Origin of the sequence: Arthrobacter endolithicus, assembly GCF_026627425.1 — a bacterium.
Lineage (GTDB): Bacteria > Actinomycetota > Actinomycetes > Actinomycetales > Micrococcaceae > Arthrobacter_M.
On sequence record NZ_JAPNLH010000017.1, the window covers coordinates 18,739 to 36,731 of the forward strand.

11 protein-coding genes are annotated in these 17,993 nt (G+C 67.6%); 9 read left to right on the forward strand and 2 right to left on the reverse strand.

Annotated features, from left to right (window positions below; translation table 11 throughout):
* Positions 1-213: 213 nt before the first annotated feature.
* Positions 214-3,423: an eCIS core domain-containing protein gene (locus tag OS914_RS14135; RefSeq protein WP_267546705.1), complete on the reverse strand. Its 3,210-nt coding sequence runs from the start codon at positions 3,421-3,423 to the stop codon at positions 214-216.
* 156 nt (positions 3,424-3,579) lie between these two features.
* On the opposite strand from OS914_RS14135, the gene OS914_RS14140 reads away from it, so the two are divergent.
* From OS914_RS14140 to OS914_RS14175, 8 genes are read left to right on the forward strand one after another with little or no spacing between them, the layout of a single operon-like run.
* Positions 3,580-3,990: a GPW/gp25 family protein gene (locus OS914_RS14140; RefSeq protein WP_267546706.1), complete on the forward strand. Its 411-nt coding sequence runs from the start codon at positions 3,580-3,582 to the stop codon at positions 3,988-3,990.
* Between the two features lie 7 nt (positions 3,991-3,997).
* Positions 3,998-6,217, forward strand: coding sequence for a putative baseplate assembly protein (locus OS914_RS14145; RefSeq protein ID WP_267546707.1), 2,220 nt, complete (start codon positions 3,998-4,000; stop codon positions 6,215-6,217).
* Positions 6,217-8,514, forward strand: coding sequence for a phage tail protein (locus OS914_RS14150; RefSeq protein ID WP_267546708.1), 2,298 nt, complete (start codon positions 6,217-6,219; stop codon positions 8,512-8,514). The genes OS914_RS14145 and OS914_RS14150 overlap by 1 nt, the downstream gene beginning before the upstream one ends.
* Positions 8,511-10,628 (forward strand): hypothetical protein, encoded by a 2,118-nt coding sequence (locus OS914_RS14155; RefSeq protein WP_267546709.1) that lies wholly within the window; start codon positions 8,511-8,513, stop codon positions 10,626-10,628. Before OS914_RS14150 ends, OS914_RS14155 begins: the two co-directional genes overlap by 4 nt.
* Positions 10,621-12,762 (forward strand): ATP-binding protein, encoded by a 2,142-nt coding sequence (locus OS914_RS14160; protein ID WP_267546710.1) that lies wholly within the window; start codon positions 10,621-10,623, stop codon positions 12,760-12,762. The genes OS914_RS14155 and OS914_RS14160 overlap by 8 nt, the downstream gene beginning before the upstream one ends.
* A complete protein-coding gene (locus tag OS914_RS14165) occupies positions 12,755-14,095 on the forward strand; it encodes a hypothetical protein (RefSeq protein WP_267546711.1) in 1,341 nt (446 codons plus the stop codon). Before OS914_RS14160 ends, OS914_RS14165 begins: the two co-directional genes overlap by 8 nt.
* The gene (locus OS914_RS14170) at positions 14,092-15,813 is read left to right on the forward strand and encodes a hypothetical protein (RefSeq protein ID WP_267546712.1); all 1,722 of its coding nucleotides are present in this window, start codon (positions 14,092-14,094) and stop codon (positions 15,811-15,813) included. The genes OS914_RS14165 and OS914_RS14170 overlap by 4 nt, the downstream gene beginning before the upstream one ends.
* 53 nt (positions 15,814-15,866) lie before the next feature.
* Entirely contained in the window at positions 15,867-16,079 is a 213-nt protein-coding gene (locus tag OS914_RS14175) for a hypothetical protein (RefSeq protein WP_267546713.1), read from the forward strand.
* A gap of 113 nt (positions 16,080-16,192) precedes the next feature.
* On the opposite strand, the gene OS914_RS14180 is transcribed toward OS914_RS14175, so the two are convergent.
* On the reverse strand, positions 16,193-16,924 hold the full coding sequence (locus OS914_RS14180) for an integrase catalytic domain-containing protein (protein ID WP_267546714.1): 732 nt from the start codon (positions 16,922-16,924) through the stop codon (positions 16,193-16,195).
* A gap of 494 nt (positions 16,925-17,418) precedes the next feature.
* Between OS914_RS14180 and OS914_RS14185 the strand changes: the two genes are divergently transcribed.
* Positions 17,419-17,871 (forward strand): SRPBCC family protein, encoded by a 453-nt coding sequence (locus OS914_RS14185; RefSeq protein WP_267546715.1) that lies wholly within the window; start codon positions 17,419-17,421, stop codon positions 17,869-17,871.
* Positions 17,872-17,993 lie beyond the last annotated feature (122 nt).

A 17,993-nucleotide genomic window follows, 5' to 3' on the forward strand; every position in this document is an offset into this window, starting at 1 on the left:
GCGTCCCGACGGCGCGCAACGGTCGACGGCGCCCAGCGGTTGGCGCTGAGTTCCTGGTCCGAATCGGTCATTCCTTAAAGGCGCTGAGGTCCCGATGTCTCATTTCTGACACTTCAACAGACCCGACCACCGTAAATCCGACAGCGTCATGTCGCCGTTTTCCGCTTCTGCGCGCCGAACGTGATCTGCGGACCCACCCGGCTGCTCGAAGGCTCACTGCCGGGCATAGCCGCCGGCATGCTGAGCCACCTCATGGATGGATCGTGGCACCAGCAGCATGATGTTGTCGAACTCGACGTGGTGCCAGGTGAGCGGGTTGGCCGGATCCGCCCGCAGCGCCTCCACCCGGGCCACGTCCGGAGCCCCCGCCGGTGTGAGCCATCCGCGCTGTTGCGCGAACGAACGGTCGGCGTATCGGTTGTGCACGTCGCGGCTTCGTGTGGCAATAGTGGCCCGTGGCAGAAGCACAACTCCACCCTGAACGGCGAAGGGGGTCAGGTCCGGGTAGCCGTCAATGTAGACGATGGGCGCACCACCCGTTCGCCGCAGCGCATCGACGTTGTTGGGTGTGAACTCCGAACAGCCGGGCACGCCGCTCCAGAACCCCTGCCGGGCCTTGCGTTCGGCGGGAAATACCTCGATGTGGTGCCCACCGCCTTCGCCGAAGATCAAGCAGAGCGGATCGTCTGAGAATCGGCACCACCGTTTGGTTCCACGTTGCCGTCGCCAGGCGTGGCCGTTGCTGAGCAACACCTCTAGGTCATACTGCTCATCGTTGATCCCGCGCCGGGTCATCGTTTGGCTAAGGTGGAATTCTTCCTCGAGCGCCTGGGGCCGTTGCCGAAGCCTGGCACTGGACAGCGTCGCGGTTTCTGTCAGCACGCTTTTTGCCCCGACCGTGGACAGCGTGGCAACGAAGCGACCCGGACGCAGTGTGTCGGGGGTCAGATGAAGCAGCGGACGCCCCGCGAGCAGGTCTCGATCGCCACGGAAGGCCACGTAGGTCAAGACCCCCGTGATCATGGCCTGTGTGGCGAGCTGGTTATAAGCGGCGTCCTTCTGTTCCTTCGTCATTGTCCTGGAGTCGCGGATCCCGCGGAACTTGCCGATCAGGTCGACGGTGGTGATGCCGATGTTCACCACCTGCACTCCGGCCTCCACCCGCCGCAGGGCAAACCACACCTTGGCCGCTGAGGCTGCCCGCAGCACGTTGCCTGCCTCGGCGGCGACGATCGCGATCCTGCCTACGCCCATCGTTACCGCGGCCAGCACGTCCTGCGCAATCTCCCAGTAGAAGCGGTTACTGTCGGCCTGCGTCCAAACGCCGTGTTCCTTCATCTCCTGCAGGCGCATGTAGCGTGCACCTGCGGTGAGACCGGTTCCTACCGCGAAGGCGATTAGCGCCGGCGTGCTGAATGGTGCGAAGACCATGCTGCCGATGACGGCGATTGCGATGCCGACAAGTGCAACCCACTCCCAGAACGGTCGCGGTGCCGTCGTCTCTATCGAATCCGACTGCTTCGAGATCGGCCAGCGCCAGTAAAGCTGTCCCTCGGGAAAGAAGTCCCGGTGGTTCAGCTCCTCGAAGATCGTGCGAGGAGGGTCGACGTTAAGAATGTTCGAATTTCCCAGCCGCTCCTGCGCCAACGCTTCGATGGCCGTCAGCTGATGGCGCGTTCGCAGGGTGCGGTCGCCGCCTTTGGTGGCGGTGAGATCATGCAGCGCCCATTCGAAACCGGTAGGCACGTGGTTCGTATCGACAACTGGCGTACGGACGAGGTAGAAGTTCCACGGGATGGCCTTGGCCACCGGCTTCGCCTCGGGACCGTACCCCTCCTTGACATCATCCTTCGGGAAGAACACCGCCTGCACCTTCAGCGCTTCGGGGTTTGCCAGTAGAAATTGCTGCTGACGACGATGGATCTCCTGGCTGTAACTAAAATTCTGCAGGAGCTCCTCTTGACCGCCCAGCGCCTGTACCTGATTCCGGAGCAGCTCGTCGACCTGGTCGGTGGCCCAACGGTACTGGTCGGCGGCCGCCGCCCAGCTGGCCTGGGAGTTCGCTTCCTGGACCGCAGTGGCCGCCTGTTGCAACCGTATTTCGCGGGGCCCTGGCGCAGTGTCCAACAACGGCGAAGGCAGCACTGTATTACCGATCGGCAATGCGACCGGTGACGGAAACGGATCTTCCATTCCAGCCACGGATCGCGTCGATGGACTGTGACAGCCGCCAGGGCAGGGTTGACCGGACGAAGCAGCTACAGGCCGCTGGAGTAATTGAAACCGCCCCATGGCTGTGGCCATCTGCTTGTCGTCGGTGTCGAGCTGGCGGAAGAGCCTGCTCACGGACGCATAGAACGCAACGAACCAAGGGCGCAGCGGGTCAGTAATTACTGGGGGAACCGGAACCGTTCCGGGAACGCGGTAGAGCGCGTCGATCATCATCGCCGCCTGCTCGGCAGCCAGCCAGGAATCCCGGATGCGGTCGTCCAACTGCCTAGAGCTCGAGCCGCCGCTGCGCCGCCCCGACCCGATGGCGGCGTCGAACATCTGGACGCGCAGTTGGCCCTCGGCAATTCGGGAGGCATCGATGTCGTCTTGGATGGACTGTCCCTGTTTGTCCAGCTCTGGCGTGCTTTGTGCCCGCTGCAGTCCCGGCCAGGCCCGGCGCAGCGCGGCTTGGTGCGCCTCTTCGGCACGACGGGCCGCCTCTTGGCGTTGCTCCTGCGGCGTTTGGTGGCAGTTGGTGTTGCAGATCGCCACACGGCGCGAATCTTCGTGCCGCGGCGCGGCAGCCTGGCCAGGAAATGGAAACGTGAGCGTCGGCCCTTGCATGGGCGGGAATGCGTGGCCGCTTCCGTTAGCGAATAAATCACTCTGAGGCAGTCCCGGACCGGTCCCATCAGCGCCAGGGGCAGTGAGCCAGTCCCGGATCAGTTGCGCGTCCCGGTCTGTCAGGCCACCGTCCCCCTGCACCAACTGGCCGGGTCCGCCGGAAAGATCGGTCAGGCCGCGACCACCCCCGCCTCGCTGCACGACGTGAGCGACTTCGTGTGCGAGTGTCTGCTGGGAGCCTGTGTGCGGCAACGGCGTCCCCAGCACAATGTCCGGCCCGGTGCTGAAGGCGCGATTTTGGCCTCGTCGGCCAGCCAAATCCGCAGGCTGGGGATGCAGCCGGACGGCGGACAGATCGACGCCCGTCCGCTCCTCGAGGCCAGGCCGGATCCGGGCGGGCAGAGGTGTACCGACGGACGGAACGAACGATGGCATGCTCAACAGGTGGGCCAGCGGACCGGCCGGGGCGGCCATCGGTTCGGGCGTGAAGTCATGCGCGAACCGGTCGGCCTGCGCCTCGGCCGCGGTGTGGGCCGATTCAGTCCGCAGACCCGTCGGCGGGCAGCTGAGCCCTTGCCGACAGCTCATCGCCGGTACCTCTGGCTGGTCATGTCCTCATTGTTGTTGGCGGACCGTCACGGCCACGTTGCACTAGGCGACCCGAACCCGGGGCTCGCCGCTTTGTCTTTGGTTACGGCCCAGATCGGCAACGCCGCCGTGACGCCTCCGCCGCAGCATGGACCCATGATGAACAGAGCAACTGCGGAGATCGCGGACCTGTGGACCGGAGTGGGACTGCGCTTCCCGATGCGCCCGGCCGCGGTGACGGGAGGCCTCGAGTACCTCGGTGGCATGGAACTGATCCGCCAGTCCATTGCCACCATTCTGGACACCCAGCCCGGCGAGCGCATCATGGTCCCCTCCTTCGGCTGCGGGCTGCTGCGCTACCTGATGGAACCGAACACGCTGAGCACACGCACCTCGATGGAACAGGACATTATCTCCTCGCTCTCGCTGTGGGAGCCGCGGGTCCGGCTGGCGAACGTTGCGGTGACGCCCGGGGAGGATCCTTCCCTGGTATGGATAGAAATCTCCTACGTGCGTCTGGCCGATCTCCGGCCGGACAACCTGGTTTACCCGTTCTATTTGAAGTAGCGACCCGATGGCACTGATCAGCCCGATTCTGGACAACCGCTCCTACGAGCAACTGCGCGATGAGCTGATCCGCCGCATCCCGGTCTATGCGCCGGAGTGGACCAACCACAATGAGAGCGATCCGGGCATCGCGCTGGTGGAACTCTTCGCCTACCTCGGCGAGTCACTGCTGTACCGGTTCAACCAGATTCCTGACGCCGCCCGCATCGAGTTTCTGCGCATGCTGGGGGTCAGGCCCCGCCCGGCGCAATCGGCGCTGACGCTGCTGGCGGTATCGACCGAGCGCGCGGAGGGTGTCCAGATCCTGCAGGCTTCCGAGGCCGCTGCCGGGGCGGTGTCCTTCCAGACGCAGGACGAGGTGTACGCGTGGCCGCTGGACCTGGTGGCCGCGGGCAAGACGCCGGAGGATCCGGCGGACACAAAAGCCGGTCATGACAGCAGCGAGGACGCGCTGGCACGGGCCAAGGCAAAGAAGGCGACGGCGCAGTTCTACCGCACCACCATGGTTTCGACGGATCCCTTGGCGGCGGACGCCGTCTCGGTGGATGTCAGCGCGCAGGCGGACCGGTCGCTGTGGATCGCGCTGCTGCGCAAGGACACCACGGACGTGGAGAAACTCGCCGGCCGGACGCTGTTCATCGGGGTCGCCTTCGATGAAACCATTGTGGAGCCGGTGCAGCTGGAGGCACTGAAAGCCGACGGCGCCGCGGCCTTCCGCTCGGACGGGCTCACCTCCAGCCCTCCCCCGATGCTCTGGCGGCTCTGGAACGGTCCGCCCAAGACGCCCGCAGGCAGCAAGGGCGGCGCAGGTGGCAGGGGCGGCGCAGGTGGCAGGGGCGGCGCAGGTGGCAGGGGCGGAGCGGAAACGTCCGTCTTCCAGGACCTTCAGGTCCTCGGTGATACCACCAAAGGCCTGGTGAGCAGCGGCGTCGTGAAGCTGGCACTGCCCGCCGGCCTGCCGACCGTCACTGCGCCGCCGTCGGGCGGTCAGGACAGCCCGCCGCCGCTGGAGGACACCAAACTCGCCAAGAATGTGCTCGCGTGGATCCAGGTCTGCCGTCCGGAGAACGCCGACGCCAATGATTCCATTCATCGGGTCCGCTGGGTGGGCATCAACGCCGTCCAGGCCATCGCGTCGCGGACCGCTGCGGCGGAACTGCTGGGCAACGGGACGGGCGACGGCGACCAGCAGCTGCCGCTGAACCATCACCCGGTGGTGCCCGGCAGCATGGTGCTGGAGGTGGAGGAACCCGCCGGCTGGACGTCCTGGCTGGAGGTGGAGAACTTCTCCGGCAGCGGCGCCGGAGACAGGCACTACCTGGTGGACTATGACCACGGCTCGGTATCCTTCGGGCGGGCCCGGGTGCCACAGATCGGTGAGCGCATCCGGGTGCTTGCCTACCAGTACGGCGGCGGGTCGGCCGGCAATGTCGCGGCAGGGGCCGTGTCCGCGCTGCCGGGTACGGCCGGGGTGAAGGTGCGCAATCCGCTGCCGGCCGCGGGCGGCACCGACGGCGTGCGCATCGACGAAGCGATGGATGCGATCCCCGCCGAGGTGCACCGCCACGACCGCGCGGTGATCGGCGCTGACTTCCGGGACCTTGCGCTGCAGGTGTCCGGCGTGCAGCGGGCCGAAACGCTGCCGCTGCTGCACCCGGACAATCCCACCGTACCCGCGGCGGGTGTGGTGAGCGTGATGGTCTTCCCGGAGTTTGACCTGAGGAACCCGGCGGCCCCGATGCCGGATCTGGGCCTGCTGCGCCGCGTGGCCCGCTATCTGGACGCCCGTCGGCTGGTCACCACGGAACTTTACGTGATTCCGCCGGAGTACGTGCGGATCAGCGTCTCCGTTGGCGTCCAGGTCCGCGCCGGTTACCAGGTGGACGCCGTCCGCCGCTGGGTGGAGCTGATCCTGCGCCAATACCTCGCACCGCTTCCCCCCTACGGGCCCGACGGCGGCGGCTGGCCACTGGGCCGGACCATCCGCCGGGCGGAGCTTGAGGCCATCGCAGTCCAGGTGGAAGGCGTCCAATACCTGGAGGATCTGCTGCTGGCCTCCCCGGATGCGCCGCGGACGGAGCAGCCGCGCATCGATCTGTTGCCGTGGCAGCTGCCGGAGCTGGCGGCCATCACGGTCGTGTCCGGCACACCGCTGCCGGTGGGCACCGAGTACGCTCCCGCCCCGGCACCGAAAGTCCCGGTGCCTCTACCCCCGGAGGTGTGCTGATGTACGGAGACCGTTCGCTCAGTCTGCTGGTCCAGCCGGACCAGTGGGCCCGCTGCGCCCACTCCCATACCGCGCTGCTGCCCGGCGGCGGCGTCGTTCTGGACTGGGCGGAGGACGCCGCGGAGCCGGCCACGGATTATTGCCCGGCCACGGCATGCCGGCAAGCCGCAACAGAGCAAGCCGAATCCGGCGGCTGCGGATCAGCGCACACCGAACCACCGCACACCGAACCGGCCGGACTCGCCTTTGACCGCTGGTGCCGGGCCTACCGCTCCTGGCCGGCCGAGGGAAGAGTCGACGTCTACGATGCGGACAGCGCATCGGAGAACACACCGGCTGCTTCCCCCTGCGCCGGAGTGCTGGGCCACCCCGCCGGTCTGGCCGTGGACCGGGCGCAGCGTCTGTATGTGGCGGAACCGGCCACCCGCTCGGTGCTGGTGGTGGATCTTTGGGCTCAACGGCTGCTGCGGCGGGTGCAGATGGGACGCCGCCGGCCGGTGGATGCTGCGCCGGACTGCGGCCGGGTTGCGGTGCTGCTGCACCATCCGGATTCCCTGGTCTTCCTTGAGGGCCGTAGCTCCCCCCGCCCCGGCCCGGCGCTGATTAATCCGCGCTGCCTCCCCGGCCTGGTCCCGGACAGGCTGGCCGCCGGCCTGCTGGTGCTGTGGCGCGGCGGCGCCCACGGCGTCATCGCGTCCCCGGACGGCACGGTACAGCTGGAGGTGGACGGCGCCACCGCCATCGCCAGCACTGCCCAGGGACTGCTGGTGGTCGCCCGGGCGCCCGGTCTGTCGTTCCGGCGGTTCCAGCACGACGACGACGGCTGGCTGGAGCTCGAGCCGGCCTCGGCCCCGGCTTTCGACGGCGGTGCCGTGGCCGTCTCGCCGGCGGGGCGCATCGTCTTTACCACCCCGGCGGGCTTCGCCACCACCGCGGGTTCCGCGGCCCGGCACGAACCGGATGGCACGGTGGTGACCTACCGGCTGGACAGCGGCCGTTCCCGCACCCGCTGGGGCCGGGTATTCCTGGACGCCTGCCTGCCGGCCGGGACCAACGCGACCCTGCGCTTCCTGACCGGCGACGACGAGGATGTACTCGATCCACTGGAAGCATCCGCACCGGGCCGCGTCACCCGCACCGTCCCGCACCCGGAGCTGACTCCGCCGCTGCCATCGCAGAGCCTGCTAGCCGCGGTGGAGCTGAACACTACTCTTTTCCGGCGGCCGACGGGACGCGAACAGCCGTGGCAGCAGATCTCCCCGGAGGACGGTTTCGAAACCTATGAATCCCAGGTCAATGCGGCACCGGGCAGGTATTTGTGGCTGGAAATGCACCTGGCCGGCACCGTGCAGACCAGCCCGCGGATCCGTGCCGTCCGGATCGAACGGCCTGGTCACCAACTGCTGAGCAGTCTGCCCCGTGCATGGTCCCGGGACGACGGGGACACGGAATTCATCCACCGTTTCCTGGCACCGCTGGAGGGGACCCTGTATGAGCTGGACTGGCGGGCGGCCGAGAGGGCCATCCTGCTGGATCCGCGCACCACCCCACAGGAGGCACTGCCATGGCTGGCCGGCTTTGCCGGACTCGTCCTGGACCGGCGCTGGCCGGAACCGGCCCGCCGCGCACTGATTGCCGAGGCCTACCGCCTATTTGCCCGACGTGGCACCCGCGCCGCGCTGATCCGGATCCTCGAACTCTACCTGGGCAGGGCCCCGGTGATCATCGAGGCGTGGCAGCTGCGCGGTCTCGGTGGCATGGTGCTGGGCAATCCACCGGCCGGCCCGCCCGCGCCCGCGGTCGGCGGAAACGCCCGGGCCACCGGCATGCTGGGCCGCTTCTCGATCGGCGGGTCCGCTCCCGCGGCATCCACTATGTCCGCTACGTCCGCTAGGTCCGGGACCCTGACCGTCCCCGCCCTGGACGACTCCACCACCGGCAGCGTGCCGCCTTCGTCGCGCCGCGCCAACGTACAGGATTCCTTCCAGCTCGCCGCGCACCGCTTCACCCTGCTGATCCCCGGCGAGCTTACCCCGGAGCAGCGCCAGGTAGTGCATGCAATCGCCGAAATGCACCGCCCCGCCCACACGATGTATGAGCTCTGCGAACTCGGAGCCGGCATGCGGGTGGGGCAGCGGCTGCACGTGAGCCTGACCTCGTTCGTCGGTCCGGACGCCCGTTGGGCGCCCGCGGTGCTGGGCCGGTTCCGCGTTGGCGGCGACGGCGTCGTCGGTACGCCCGCCACGGGTTCGCGGCTGGGCGAGACCTCGAGAGCGGGGCAGGTGAGGGTCGGATGACCGAGCTGTTCATCGGCACGCTGAGTGCTACCGCCGCGGCAGGGAACTACGACGACGACGGCTCCGTTGCGGGCGCCGGGAACCTGCCGTCGCGGATGCAGGACATGCTGGCCCATCTTGGGGACCGTCGGCTCGAGGAGATAATGGGGGCGGCGGATTTTCCCGACGGTGAATGGTGCCTGCGCCGTTTGGACCTCCGTGTGGGGCTGGATCCGGCGCGGCCAGGACCGGTGCTGGAAACCCAATGGGCGCAGGCCGTGGTGCAGGAACTGAGCCAGCGGATCGGCTCCGGCTCGGACGACGTGCTGCACTTCCCGCGGATCACCGACGCGTTCAATGATCTGGCGGCGTCACTGGCCGCCGGACGGACGGACCATGCCTGGGCTTGGCGGCAGCTCGGGCTGCTGCTGCCCGAGGACCCGGATCCGGCCGGCGCGCCGGGACCGGCGCTGCTGGCTGTATTGCGGCGCCGGCCGGAACAGGCCCTGTCCGCCATAGTTACGACGGTAGAGACGAACGGTGCCGCACCGCTGCACCGTCTGCTGGCCGGACGAGGCTGGTTTGATCTGGCGGTCATCGTCGCAGCGGCGGCTGGAGCGCCATGGCCAGCCGCCCCGATTGAATCATTGCTCTTCACCGCGACAGGCACCGCGGGTAATGGCACCGCGGGCAGTGACACTCCGGAAAATTCAGGCGCCGGCGGGGCCGGCCGCCGTGGTCCTAACGCCGCCCGAGGTACCGAGGGCCCGCGCCCTGATCACAGTAGAGGTGCGGCCGAGGCAACGTCCGGTTCCGGCCATCCAGTCCCGTTTCCGGTACCCCGAACCGAGCAAGTAGCGGACGCACAGACGGTGGACGCACAGAGGGCTGAGGCACGGCAGGCCGGCTCACAACTGGAGGAGGCTCAGAGGGCTACCGCAGGGCTGGCGGAGGCACAGGCGCTTGGTCTCGCCCGGTGCTCGCGGTTGGCGGGGGCCATGCTCCGAAGCGGGCTCCGGCCGGACGTCCTCACCGCCGCGGCGTGGGCGCTGCTTGCCGCGGCCGAGGCGGACCCCGGATTGCTGCGCCGACCGGACGCAGCCGAAATCCTCCGGTCGCTGGCATCGCGCTTCCTGGCCCCCGCCACTGCTGGCCAGGGTCTCGGCGGCACCTCCCGTGCCGGGCCTGCGTCCGGGCCCATCGGCGCGGCCTCTGGAACGGGGCAATACGCCGTCAGCCGCACCGACACCGGGGGTGCCGGCCACAGGGGTGCCGACGTCAGGGGGGCTGAACCCGGGAGCACCGAATCCGCGGGCACGGGTGCCTACGATCTGCCGACTTCCGCCCCCGGCAACACCCCGCTGTCCGATAAGCCCGGGCGCGACGTTCCCGGCGCGGAAGCCGACCTTCGCGGCAGCGCAGCCGACGCCGGTTCGGCCGGCATCAACGGCACTGCCGGCATCAACGGCACGACCGACGGGACAGCAGCCGAGGATACAGCAGCCGCCGGTGCGGGTCAGGCCGCGACAGGCGAGGACCGCACGGATTCCCCGGCTGAAGCCGGTAGTCCGACGCTCTGGGCGGGGCTGCCGTTTCTGCTCGCCACCGCCGACGATGCCGGCATCCCGGACCTGCTGCTTGCCAGTTCGGCCCTGGCAGCTCGGCCGCTGCGATGGATCATCCACCGGCTTGGACAGCTGCTGGTCCCGGCGGCGCCGGAGGACCCTGCGATCATGGCGCTCGCCGGGCTGATGCCCACCGCTGAAGCGCCCGGTGGTGACCGGCACGCAACAACGGCAGAGGCGGCCTCCGCCGCGAGCGTTATGACCCTGGAGCAACACGACTCGAAGCGCCATACCTCGGACAGCCACGACGAGGAGCAGCAGGCCTTGGAGTACTATGCCGCGCGCTGGGCGAAGGCCACCGCGGGCAGGCTTGGGCGTCCGCACCATGACCCCTTCGACGTCGTCGCAGAGATCGCGTTTCGCCGTGGCGAGGTCCTGGCGCAGGCCGGCTGGATCGAAGTGCATCTGAGTCTGCGCGATGTCGACGTGGATGTGCGCCGCGCTGGCCTGGACGTCGACCCGGGCTGGATCCCGTGGCTGGGAGTGGTGGTGCGCTTTGTCTATGAGTGAACTGATTTCGCCGACGGAAACCGCGCCGACGCAAACCGCGGCAACGGAATTTGTACGGGCGTCCAGAGCATCACGGCATGCAGGCCCGGAGGCTGCCGCGGCACCTTGGACGGTTATCAGCGCGGATCTGACATCGCGCACCGCCCGGATCGCACGCGACGTCGTTGCCGTACTGGAGCTGCATGGCAGTGCCGGCTCGGGCGCTGCCGAGGCGGCGGACTTCTTCCGTAGTTGGGCCGATAGCACCTCGACGCAGCGGCACCTGATGGATGCACCGCTTGATGCTCTCGCCGCACGGTTCGCGCTGACGCCGCCAGAGGTCGACCTGCTGCTGCTGGCGGGCCTGCCGGAGGAGCACGAGGGAATTGCCGCGACCTTCCGCAGCCTGCATCCGCAGGGCGAACCTCATCCCACCGCAGGGCTCGCGGCCCTCATCCTGACCAACGCCTTACTGTCGGCCGGGGCTGCTGTTCCCGGTGACGCGGTTCCCGGTGATGCTGCTTGCGATATTGCTGCTCCCGATCATGCAGGCGCTGGTTCCGCTGCTGCGGTGGACGCACGGCCGGCGCTGCGCCGGCTGCTCAGCAGCGGGGAAGCGGTCCGCCATGGGCTGCTCCGGCTGGCCGGAAACGGCACCCTTTTCGAACGGTCGCTCATTGCCGCGGACAGTCTATGGGAGGCCCTGCACGGTCACGACGCGTGGCCCGACGGGCTCCCGCGTGTGGAAACGGGCACCGTCCCGCCCGGATTGGGCTGCTGGCTGACCGGCCCCGGTGTCCGCCGCGCGGTCGCCGCCCTGCAGGCGGACGCCGGCTGCAGCATCCTGGTAACCGGTGCGCATGAAAGCATCATGCTCAGCCGCGCTCTCGCCGTTGCCGGTGCTGCCGGCAGATCGATTGTCGCCGGCAGGGTCACGGCCGGGGATACTGCAGGCATTGCACTGCTGGCCGCGCACGCGGCCCTGCGCGGGGCGGTACCGCTGCTGGTTCTCGCCGCCGTCGGGCAATCGGAGCCGGATCTGCTGGCTGTGGGGGACCTTCCCGGGCCGGTGCTGATCTGTTCCGCCAGCACCTCCGTTCGTGCCGCCGGGGGCCGCCCGATGCTGGCGCTCGATGCCGGCCCGGTAGGTGCCCGGGACCAGCAGTCCGCGTGGGCCGCCGCCCTGCCGCACCTGTCTGGGCAGTCCGCAGGCATCGCCGCCCGGCATCCGCTGGACCCGGCTCTGATCGCCGAACTCGCCGTCGACGTCCTCGCCCAGGGCAGCCAACCGGAGCTGCCGGAGATCACCGCCCTGATCCGAGCGCGGGCTGGCCTCACGCTGCCCCCGGGAGTGCAGCTGCTCAGCCCGACAGTGCCGTGGAACCATCTGGTGCTGCCAACAGAAGGGGCCTGGCAGCTGCGCGATGCGGTGTCGCGGCTGGATTACCAGTCGGTGGTGCTCGAGGACTGGGAATTGCGGGGCCGGGCACATGCCACCGGCGGAACCCGGATGCTGTTCACGGGGCCGCCGGGCACCGGCAAGTCCCTCGCCGCCCACGCCGTCGCTACCGCGGCCGCCACCGATCTGCTGCTCGTAGACGTTTCCCGGCTGGTGTCCAAATGGCTCGGCGAAACCGAGAAGCATCTCGCCGCGGCCTTTGACGCAGCCGAACGCACCCAGGCCGTCCTGCTGCTGGATGAGGCCGACGCGCTCTTTGGCACCCGGACCGAAATCTCCGATGCCAACGACCGCTACGCCAATCTGGAGACCGCCTACCTGCTCCAGCGGCTGGACAGTTTCGACGGTCTGGTCATCCTCACCAGCAACCTGCGCTCGAACATCGATGCCGCCTTCATCCGCCGAATGGACTTCGTGGTGGAATTCCCGGTCCCTGATGCGGACGGCCGGGCGGAACTGTGGTCACGGCATCTGCCCCTCGCCGCGGTCGCCGGGGACATTGACCTGGTGGCGCTTGCCCGGCTCTATCCGGTGCCCGGCGGCTGGATCCGCAACGCGGCAATCGCCGCCGCGTACGTGGCGGCCGCCGGGGAAGATTTGATCAGCCAGGCGCATCTGGTGGCTGCCATGAAGCGGGAATATGCGAAGGCCGCGCTTCGCTTTCCCGGCGAACCTCCGAGGAGACGAAATGACTAAGACAGAGTCCATAGCGACCGACGGCCCCGCCTGCGGCTGTGATTCCTGCGCGGCGGCGGACCTGCCGGCCAATCCCTTCGTCGCCCTGCGGGTCGCGTACGGCATGCTGCTGGGCGAGGACGATTTCGATGCCCTGATGGCCAATCCGCGCGGCAAGCTGATGCTGCACCAGGCTTGGTTGCATGGGGCCGGAGTGGTGCACGGCCTCGACGTCCGCCGGGATGGAACCCGGAATCTGAAGGTCCTTCCCGGTCTGGCCGTGGACGGCGCCGGCCGCGAGCTGTACCAGGACTGCACGGTTACCCTGGACGTACGTCAGCTGCTCGACGCTGCCGGTTTGAAAGACTCCGCGGATTGCTCGACGGAAACCGTTGATGCCTATCTGGTCGCTGCCTTTTCTGCCTGTCCCTCGTCCGCCGTTCCGGTTCTGGCGGACCCGTGTGATGTCACGCGTAAACACGACGAGTTCTCCCGGATCCGGGAACAGGTCACGTACAGTCTGCGCACCAAGCCCGGCCCCGCGGCGGTGTACGGGTACCATCGGGTCCGGGTGCTGCTGGGTCTGGAACCGGTGCTGAACGACGACGGCGCCGGGCGTGAAGCGCTCGCCGCCCGTAAGCGGGCCGCCGGTGTAGCACCGGAGCAGCGCGCCGGGGCACTGCTGGCCGAGTTCCGGCAGCTGGCGGCCAGGGATGAGATCGAGCTGGAGCCCGCGCACCAAGCCGGGGACTGCTATCCCACCCTCTTCCCCGCGGAGGTGGACGAGGCAGGCGTGGTGCTGGCCGCCGTCGTCGTCAGCATCCGCGACGCCGACGGCGCGGCAGAGGTCACCGTGGAAGTTCCGGACACCTCGGTACGGAACGTGCTGCTGCCCACCGGCGTCATCCAGGAACTGGTGTGCGGGCTGGCTCCGGGACTGATCGGCACCGCCGTGACCCTCGACGGCGGCGGCCCGCGCGTCAGCGGTGAGGCCGAGCTGAGCGAGCAGGGGCGCCGCCTGAGCTTCGCCGTCACCGCCGACGTCCTTCCCGCGTCCCTGCGCCGGGCCATCGTGATCACCTCCTTGTCCGAACGCGGCTGGGTCGAGGAGGATATCGACACCGTCCGATATGAGCCGAAGGAACACCGCGTCATCATTGAGCTCGCGGACCGGCCCATCAACGATCTGGTCCGTCTGATCGTTCGCGGCACGGGCCCGACACCTGTCTATGGCGACAAGCCCCGAGTGCCGCTGGCCGGCAGGGTGGGCGGACCGCCCGGCACGGCGGAGAACGGCCACGACGCCGTGCTGACCCTTCCCAATCCTCTGGTCGATAGGAGGGCCGGCTCATGACTGGCATGGTTGAAGAGCCCGGCAGCACGCCGGGGGCCACCGCCCCCGGGAACATCATCCGGCTCAATCCGGCGGACGGATTGTTCCTGCGCGGCGAGCACCTCGACGCCATTCAGGGCTACGCCCGCGAACTGGCCCATGCGGTTGGAACCGCCGCGGGCAGCGGCGTGGTCCATGGGTTCACGGTAGCCCTGGACGGGGACAAACTTCGGGTGGGCCCGGGCCTGGCGATCGATCCTCAGGGCCGGCCGCTGCGCTCCGACGCCGAAGCGGTGCTGGAACTGAAGAACCCCCCGGCGCTGGACAGCAGCGGGAACGGTTTCCTGGTCGTGGAGGTGGGTCCGGCCGAATGGTTCTCCGGGCACGAGAAAGTGTACGGCGAGCTATGCGGAGACGGCTGTTCCGGATCCGGACCCGGATCCGGGATCCAGCCGTGGATCGGTGAGGGCATCACGGTTGAACTGGTGCCACGCAGCATCGAAGGCCTGAGCCAGGCCCGCCCGGCCCTGCGGTGCAACCGGCTGGCATCCCTGTACTTCGATCAGGAGCGCAAGACGGACCAGCCATGGCTGCGGCCGGGCGGCGGACAGCAGGTTGTCCCGATCACTGGCTGGAACTGGAACGCCGGTGCACCGGCGGCGGAGGCAGCCCCTGTGCCGGTTGCCGCGCTACTCGCGGTGGACGGTAAGTGGGTGCTCGATGTGTGGACCGCCCGCCGGGACGTGGACGGTCCGCCGGCCAGGAACATCTGGCAGACCCGGCTGTCGATGCGTCCCTGGAGCGTCTTTATGGCCCAGGTCCTGCAGTTCCAAGCCCAGTTGGCCTCCCACGCAGCGGACCTGAACCAGGTGGACTTCGATGCGGAGGCCTTCAGGAAATTCGAGCTGCTCCGGGAACTGTCCCTGCGGCTCAAGCTGACGCGCGCCCAGGAGGCGGCGCTCGGAAGGGACTTCCTGGAAAAGGTGGACAACGCCGCCAAATCGCTGCCGCTGGCCCGGGTGAAAACCGGCAAACCCCTTACTGCGATGGGTTTCGACGAGCTTCCGCCGGCGGGCTACCTGCCCATCCCCAGGGCGGCACCGAACGTGGAGTCCGCTGTCCGGCTGCTGCTGGGCAACCGGCTGGACTACCGGTTCCTGTCCTGCGGCGTCGACTACGTGGCACGGGCCATCGATGAATCCCAGCACCGCGACCGTATCCCGCTGACGAACACCAAGCACCAGCCGAAAGTGGATATCCTCATCCCGGAGTCCCCCGGGGAGGAGCCGGCCGGTGGCTACCCCTGGGTGGCGTTCGTGCACCGGAGTTGCTGTGAGATCAAGGAAACACCGGCAGCGGCCGAACCCGTCGGCGTCTACTTCAGCAGATTCACAGGCGGCACCGATGAACTGCAGGCGATGTATGGGAAGCACCCGAAACTAGATGGCGAGCCGGCAGCGAAACTGTTGTATCCGCCGTCGGACTGGGCCTACCCCGGCAACAGCTACAAGGTGTCGGTGGCGTTTTCGGACTTTCTGAAGAACCAGAGCCTGGAACTGGCCGGCTGCGATGTCTACCTGGTCGGTCTGGCCGCCGAAAACCGGCTGCCTCTCATTGCCGTCCGGGCGTCCCTACTGGCGGCTTCCCTCGATTCCGGTCTGGCGCCCACGGTGTTCAGCTTCACCGGAGCCGCGGGCCAGCGGGAGGCGATCATTATCGCCGTCGAACCCAGGGGTTGACGGCCATGTACGGAGAGACCCCGACCCCCAGAACAGGGGTGTGCATCGTCCGGGTGGAAACACAATCCGATAGCCTGCTCATCGCCGTCTCCGCCCGACGGGACATCGGCCGCAGCCTGCACACCTCCTTTGAGGAGCGGCCCCGCTACTTCACGGAGCCGGACGATGCCCTCACGGTCATCATGCAGTTTCTGTATTCCTTTCGGAAAACTCAGGGACCTGACCCGACGGAGGGAACTCCCATCGACAAGCGCGTCGGAAGGTGACACGACCGGCAAGTAGTGGGGCGAACTCTTTAGCGGGGTAGCGAGGGTGCCCGGGGAATCATCACCGTCAAAATGCTCGCTTGGGGACACCCGGGGCACCCGGGAAATCACCGTCAAGATGCCCGCCTAGGATGATTCGTGGAATCATTTGATTTTGCCCGGATTGCCGGTTGTGGTTTGGTACCTCGTTTAGCCATGATCAGGGTCAATAGCTCGGAGCAGAGAGCCTGGACCTCGCGTTGGATGGCAGCAGGATTCAACGGCCTATTTTCCCTCGTCAGTCTCGCCTTCACGGCCGCGCGGACTGTTCCGACGTCGGCTAGGACGCGTTGGAAAGGAGTCGCTGGTTTGTCGTATGTCTTGCTGATTTTCGCCCCGGTCCGGACCTTGTTGACGAGTTTCTGCTGGGGTCCGAAGTGGTTGGTCAGCAGCCTCTGCAGCGCCCAGATCCGGTTGAGTATGTCCAGCTCCGCGGCCGTGTCGTAGCGGTGGTAGCCGACCGTCTGACGGACAATGTGCCAGTTCATCTGCTCCACGTGCGCCCCGTCGTTCTTGTTCCGTGACCGGGACCGGGTGAACGTCAGTTTCTCCTGCTCACACCACCGGTACAGCTCCCAATTAATGAATTCACTGCCGTTGTCGCTACCGATGCCCAGGATCGGGAACGGGAAAGCCGCGGTGGCATCCTTGATCGCCGCGAACACCCACTTCTGCGCCTTGTTCTTCACCGACCGGGTTTCCGTCCACCCCGTGGCAATGTCAGTGATATCGAGGGTGGAACAGAACTCACCCTTACTGTTTCCGCCCTCGTGACCGACCAGGTCAATCTCGACAAAACCGGCCACGGCGATCGAGTTTCGCCCGGTCCTCCTTGAGCCACCGGTCGATGGTCGCCGGGGCAATCTTGCGCACCAATGCCGCCGTGACGTCATCAATCTCCAGCTCCTTGGAACCGGCGTAACCGGGGCACCAGATCCGGCAACGCTGCGGCCAGCAACCGCCCGCGCGGGGTTCCCTGCACGGCCCAGCACAGCCGCAGTGCCTTCATCACCGGCTCCCTATGCAGCGGTGGCCGCGGTGACCGCGGCTTGACTTCCTTCAGGACCAGCACCCGCCGCAACGCCTTCCTGGCATGGTCTCGATGCCGGGCCAGCAAACGCCATCCCAACAGACACGCCGCTACGCGGGCATTACCAAATGATTCTTCGACAGCAGCTACGCGGGCATCTTTGATGAGTCAATGCGGGCCATTGACAATCCGTCGGCCTGGGAAGATGATGGCGCCAGACCTGGCCACCGGCCGAGCCGAGCCAGCGGCAGGCGTTCCCAAGGAGTTCCCATGCCTGTGATCGAAGAGAACGTATTCATCGCCCGGCCGCAGCAGGAGGTCTTCGACTTTATTACCGCCACCAAAAACACCCCCGTGTGGGACTCCTCCGTCGCTCAAGCGGCCCAGATCGGGAGCGACCCGATGGGCATGGGGGTTCGTTCCAGCGGCACCAGCAAAATTATGGGCCGCTCCTTTGACTGGACTACCGAAGTGACCGAATTTGAAGCACCCCGTCGGGTCGTCAACCGGTCCGTTGAAGGCAAACTTTCCTTCACGATCACCAACTCCTTTGAGGCGGTGGAGGGCGGTACCCGGTTCACCTACCGCATCGACGCGGCGTCGGGCTTAGGTGGCGTCTTCGGTCGGCTGGCAGACCCCTTTGTGCAGCGGGCCCAGGCACGGACCGTCCGGGCAAATCTGGAATCGCTGGCGGAATTGCTGACGGAACATCCCGGGGCGTAGCCGCGCTTCACCCGCGCAGCCGGGGATTCCGCAGTGATGCTGCGGTGCTGCAGCAGTGACGGTGCACTGCTTATCTGTGCCCATGGGCCCGGGCAGTCAGATGGAAAAACGTTCGGGGTACA

Coding starts and splice junctions, on each gene's coding strand:
- OS914_RS14155 (WP_267546709.1), top strand. CDS start 8,511: ATGACCGAGCTGTTCATCGGCACGCTGAGTGCTACCGCCGCGGCAGGG.
- OS914_RS14150 (WP_267546708.1), top strand. CDS start 6,217: ATGTACGGAGACCGTTCGCTCAGTCTGCTGGTCCAGCCGGACCAGTGG.
- OS914_RS14170 (WP_267546712.1), top strand. CDS start 14,092: ATGACTGGCATGGTTGAAGAGCCCGGCAGCACGCCGGGGGCCACCGCC.
- OS914_RS14145 (WP_267546707.1), top strand. CDS start 3,998: ATGGCACTGATCAGCCCGATTCTGGACAACCGCTCCTACGAGCAACTG.
- OS914_RS14165 (WP_267546711.1), top strand. CDS start 12,755: ATGACTAAGACAGAGTCCATAGCGACCGACGGCCCCGCCTGCGGCTGT.
- OS914_RS14135 (WP_267546705.1), bottom strand. CDS start 3,423: ATGAGCTGTCGGCAAGGGCTCAGCTGCCCGCCGACGGGTCTGCGGACT.
- OS914_RS14140 (WP_267546706.1), top strand. CDS start 3,580: ATGATGAACAGAGCAACTGCGGAGATCGCGGACCTGTGGACCGGAGTG.
- OS914_RS14160 (WP_267546710.1), top strand. CDS start 10,621: ATGAGTGAACTGATTTCGCCGACGGAAACCGCGCCGACGCAAACCGCG.
- OS914_RS14185 (WP_267546715.1), top strand. CDS start 17,419: ATGCCTGTGATCGAAGAGAACGTATTCATCGCCCGGCCGCAGCAGGAG.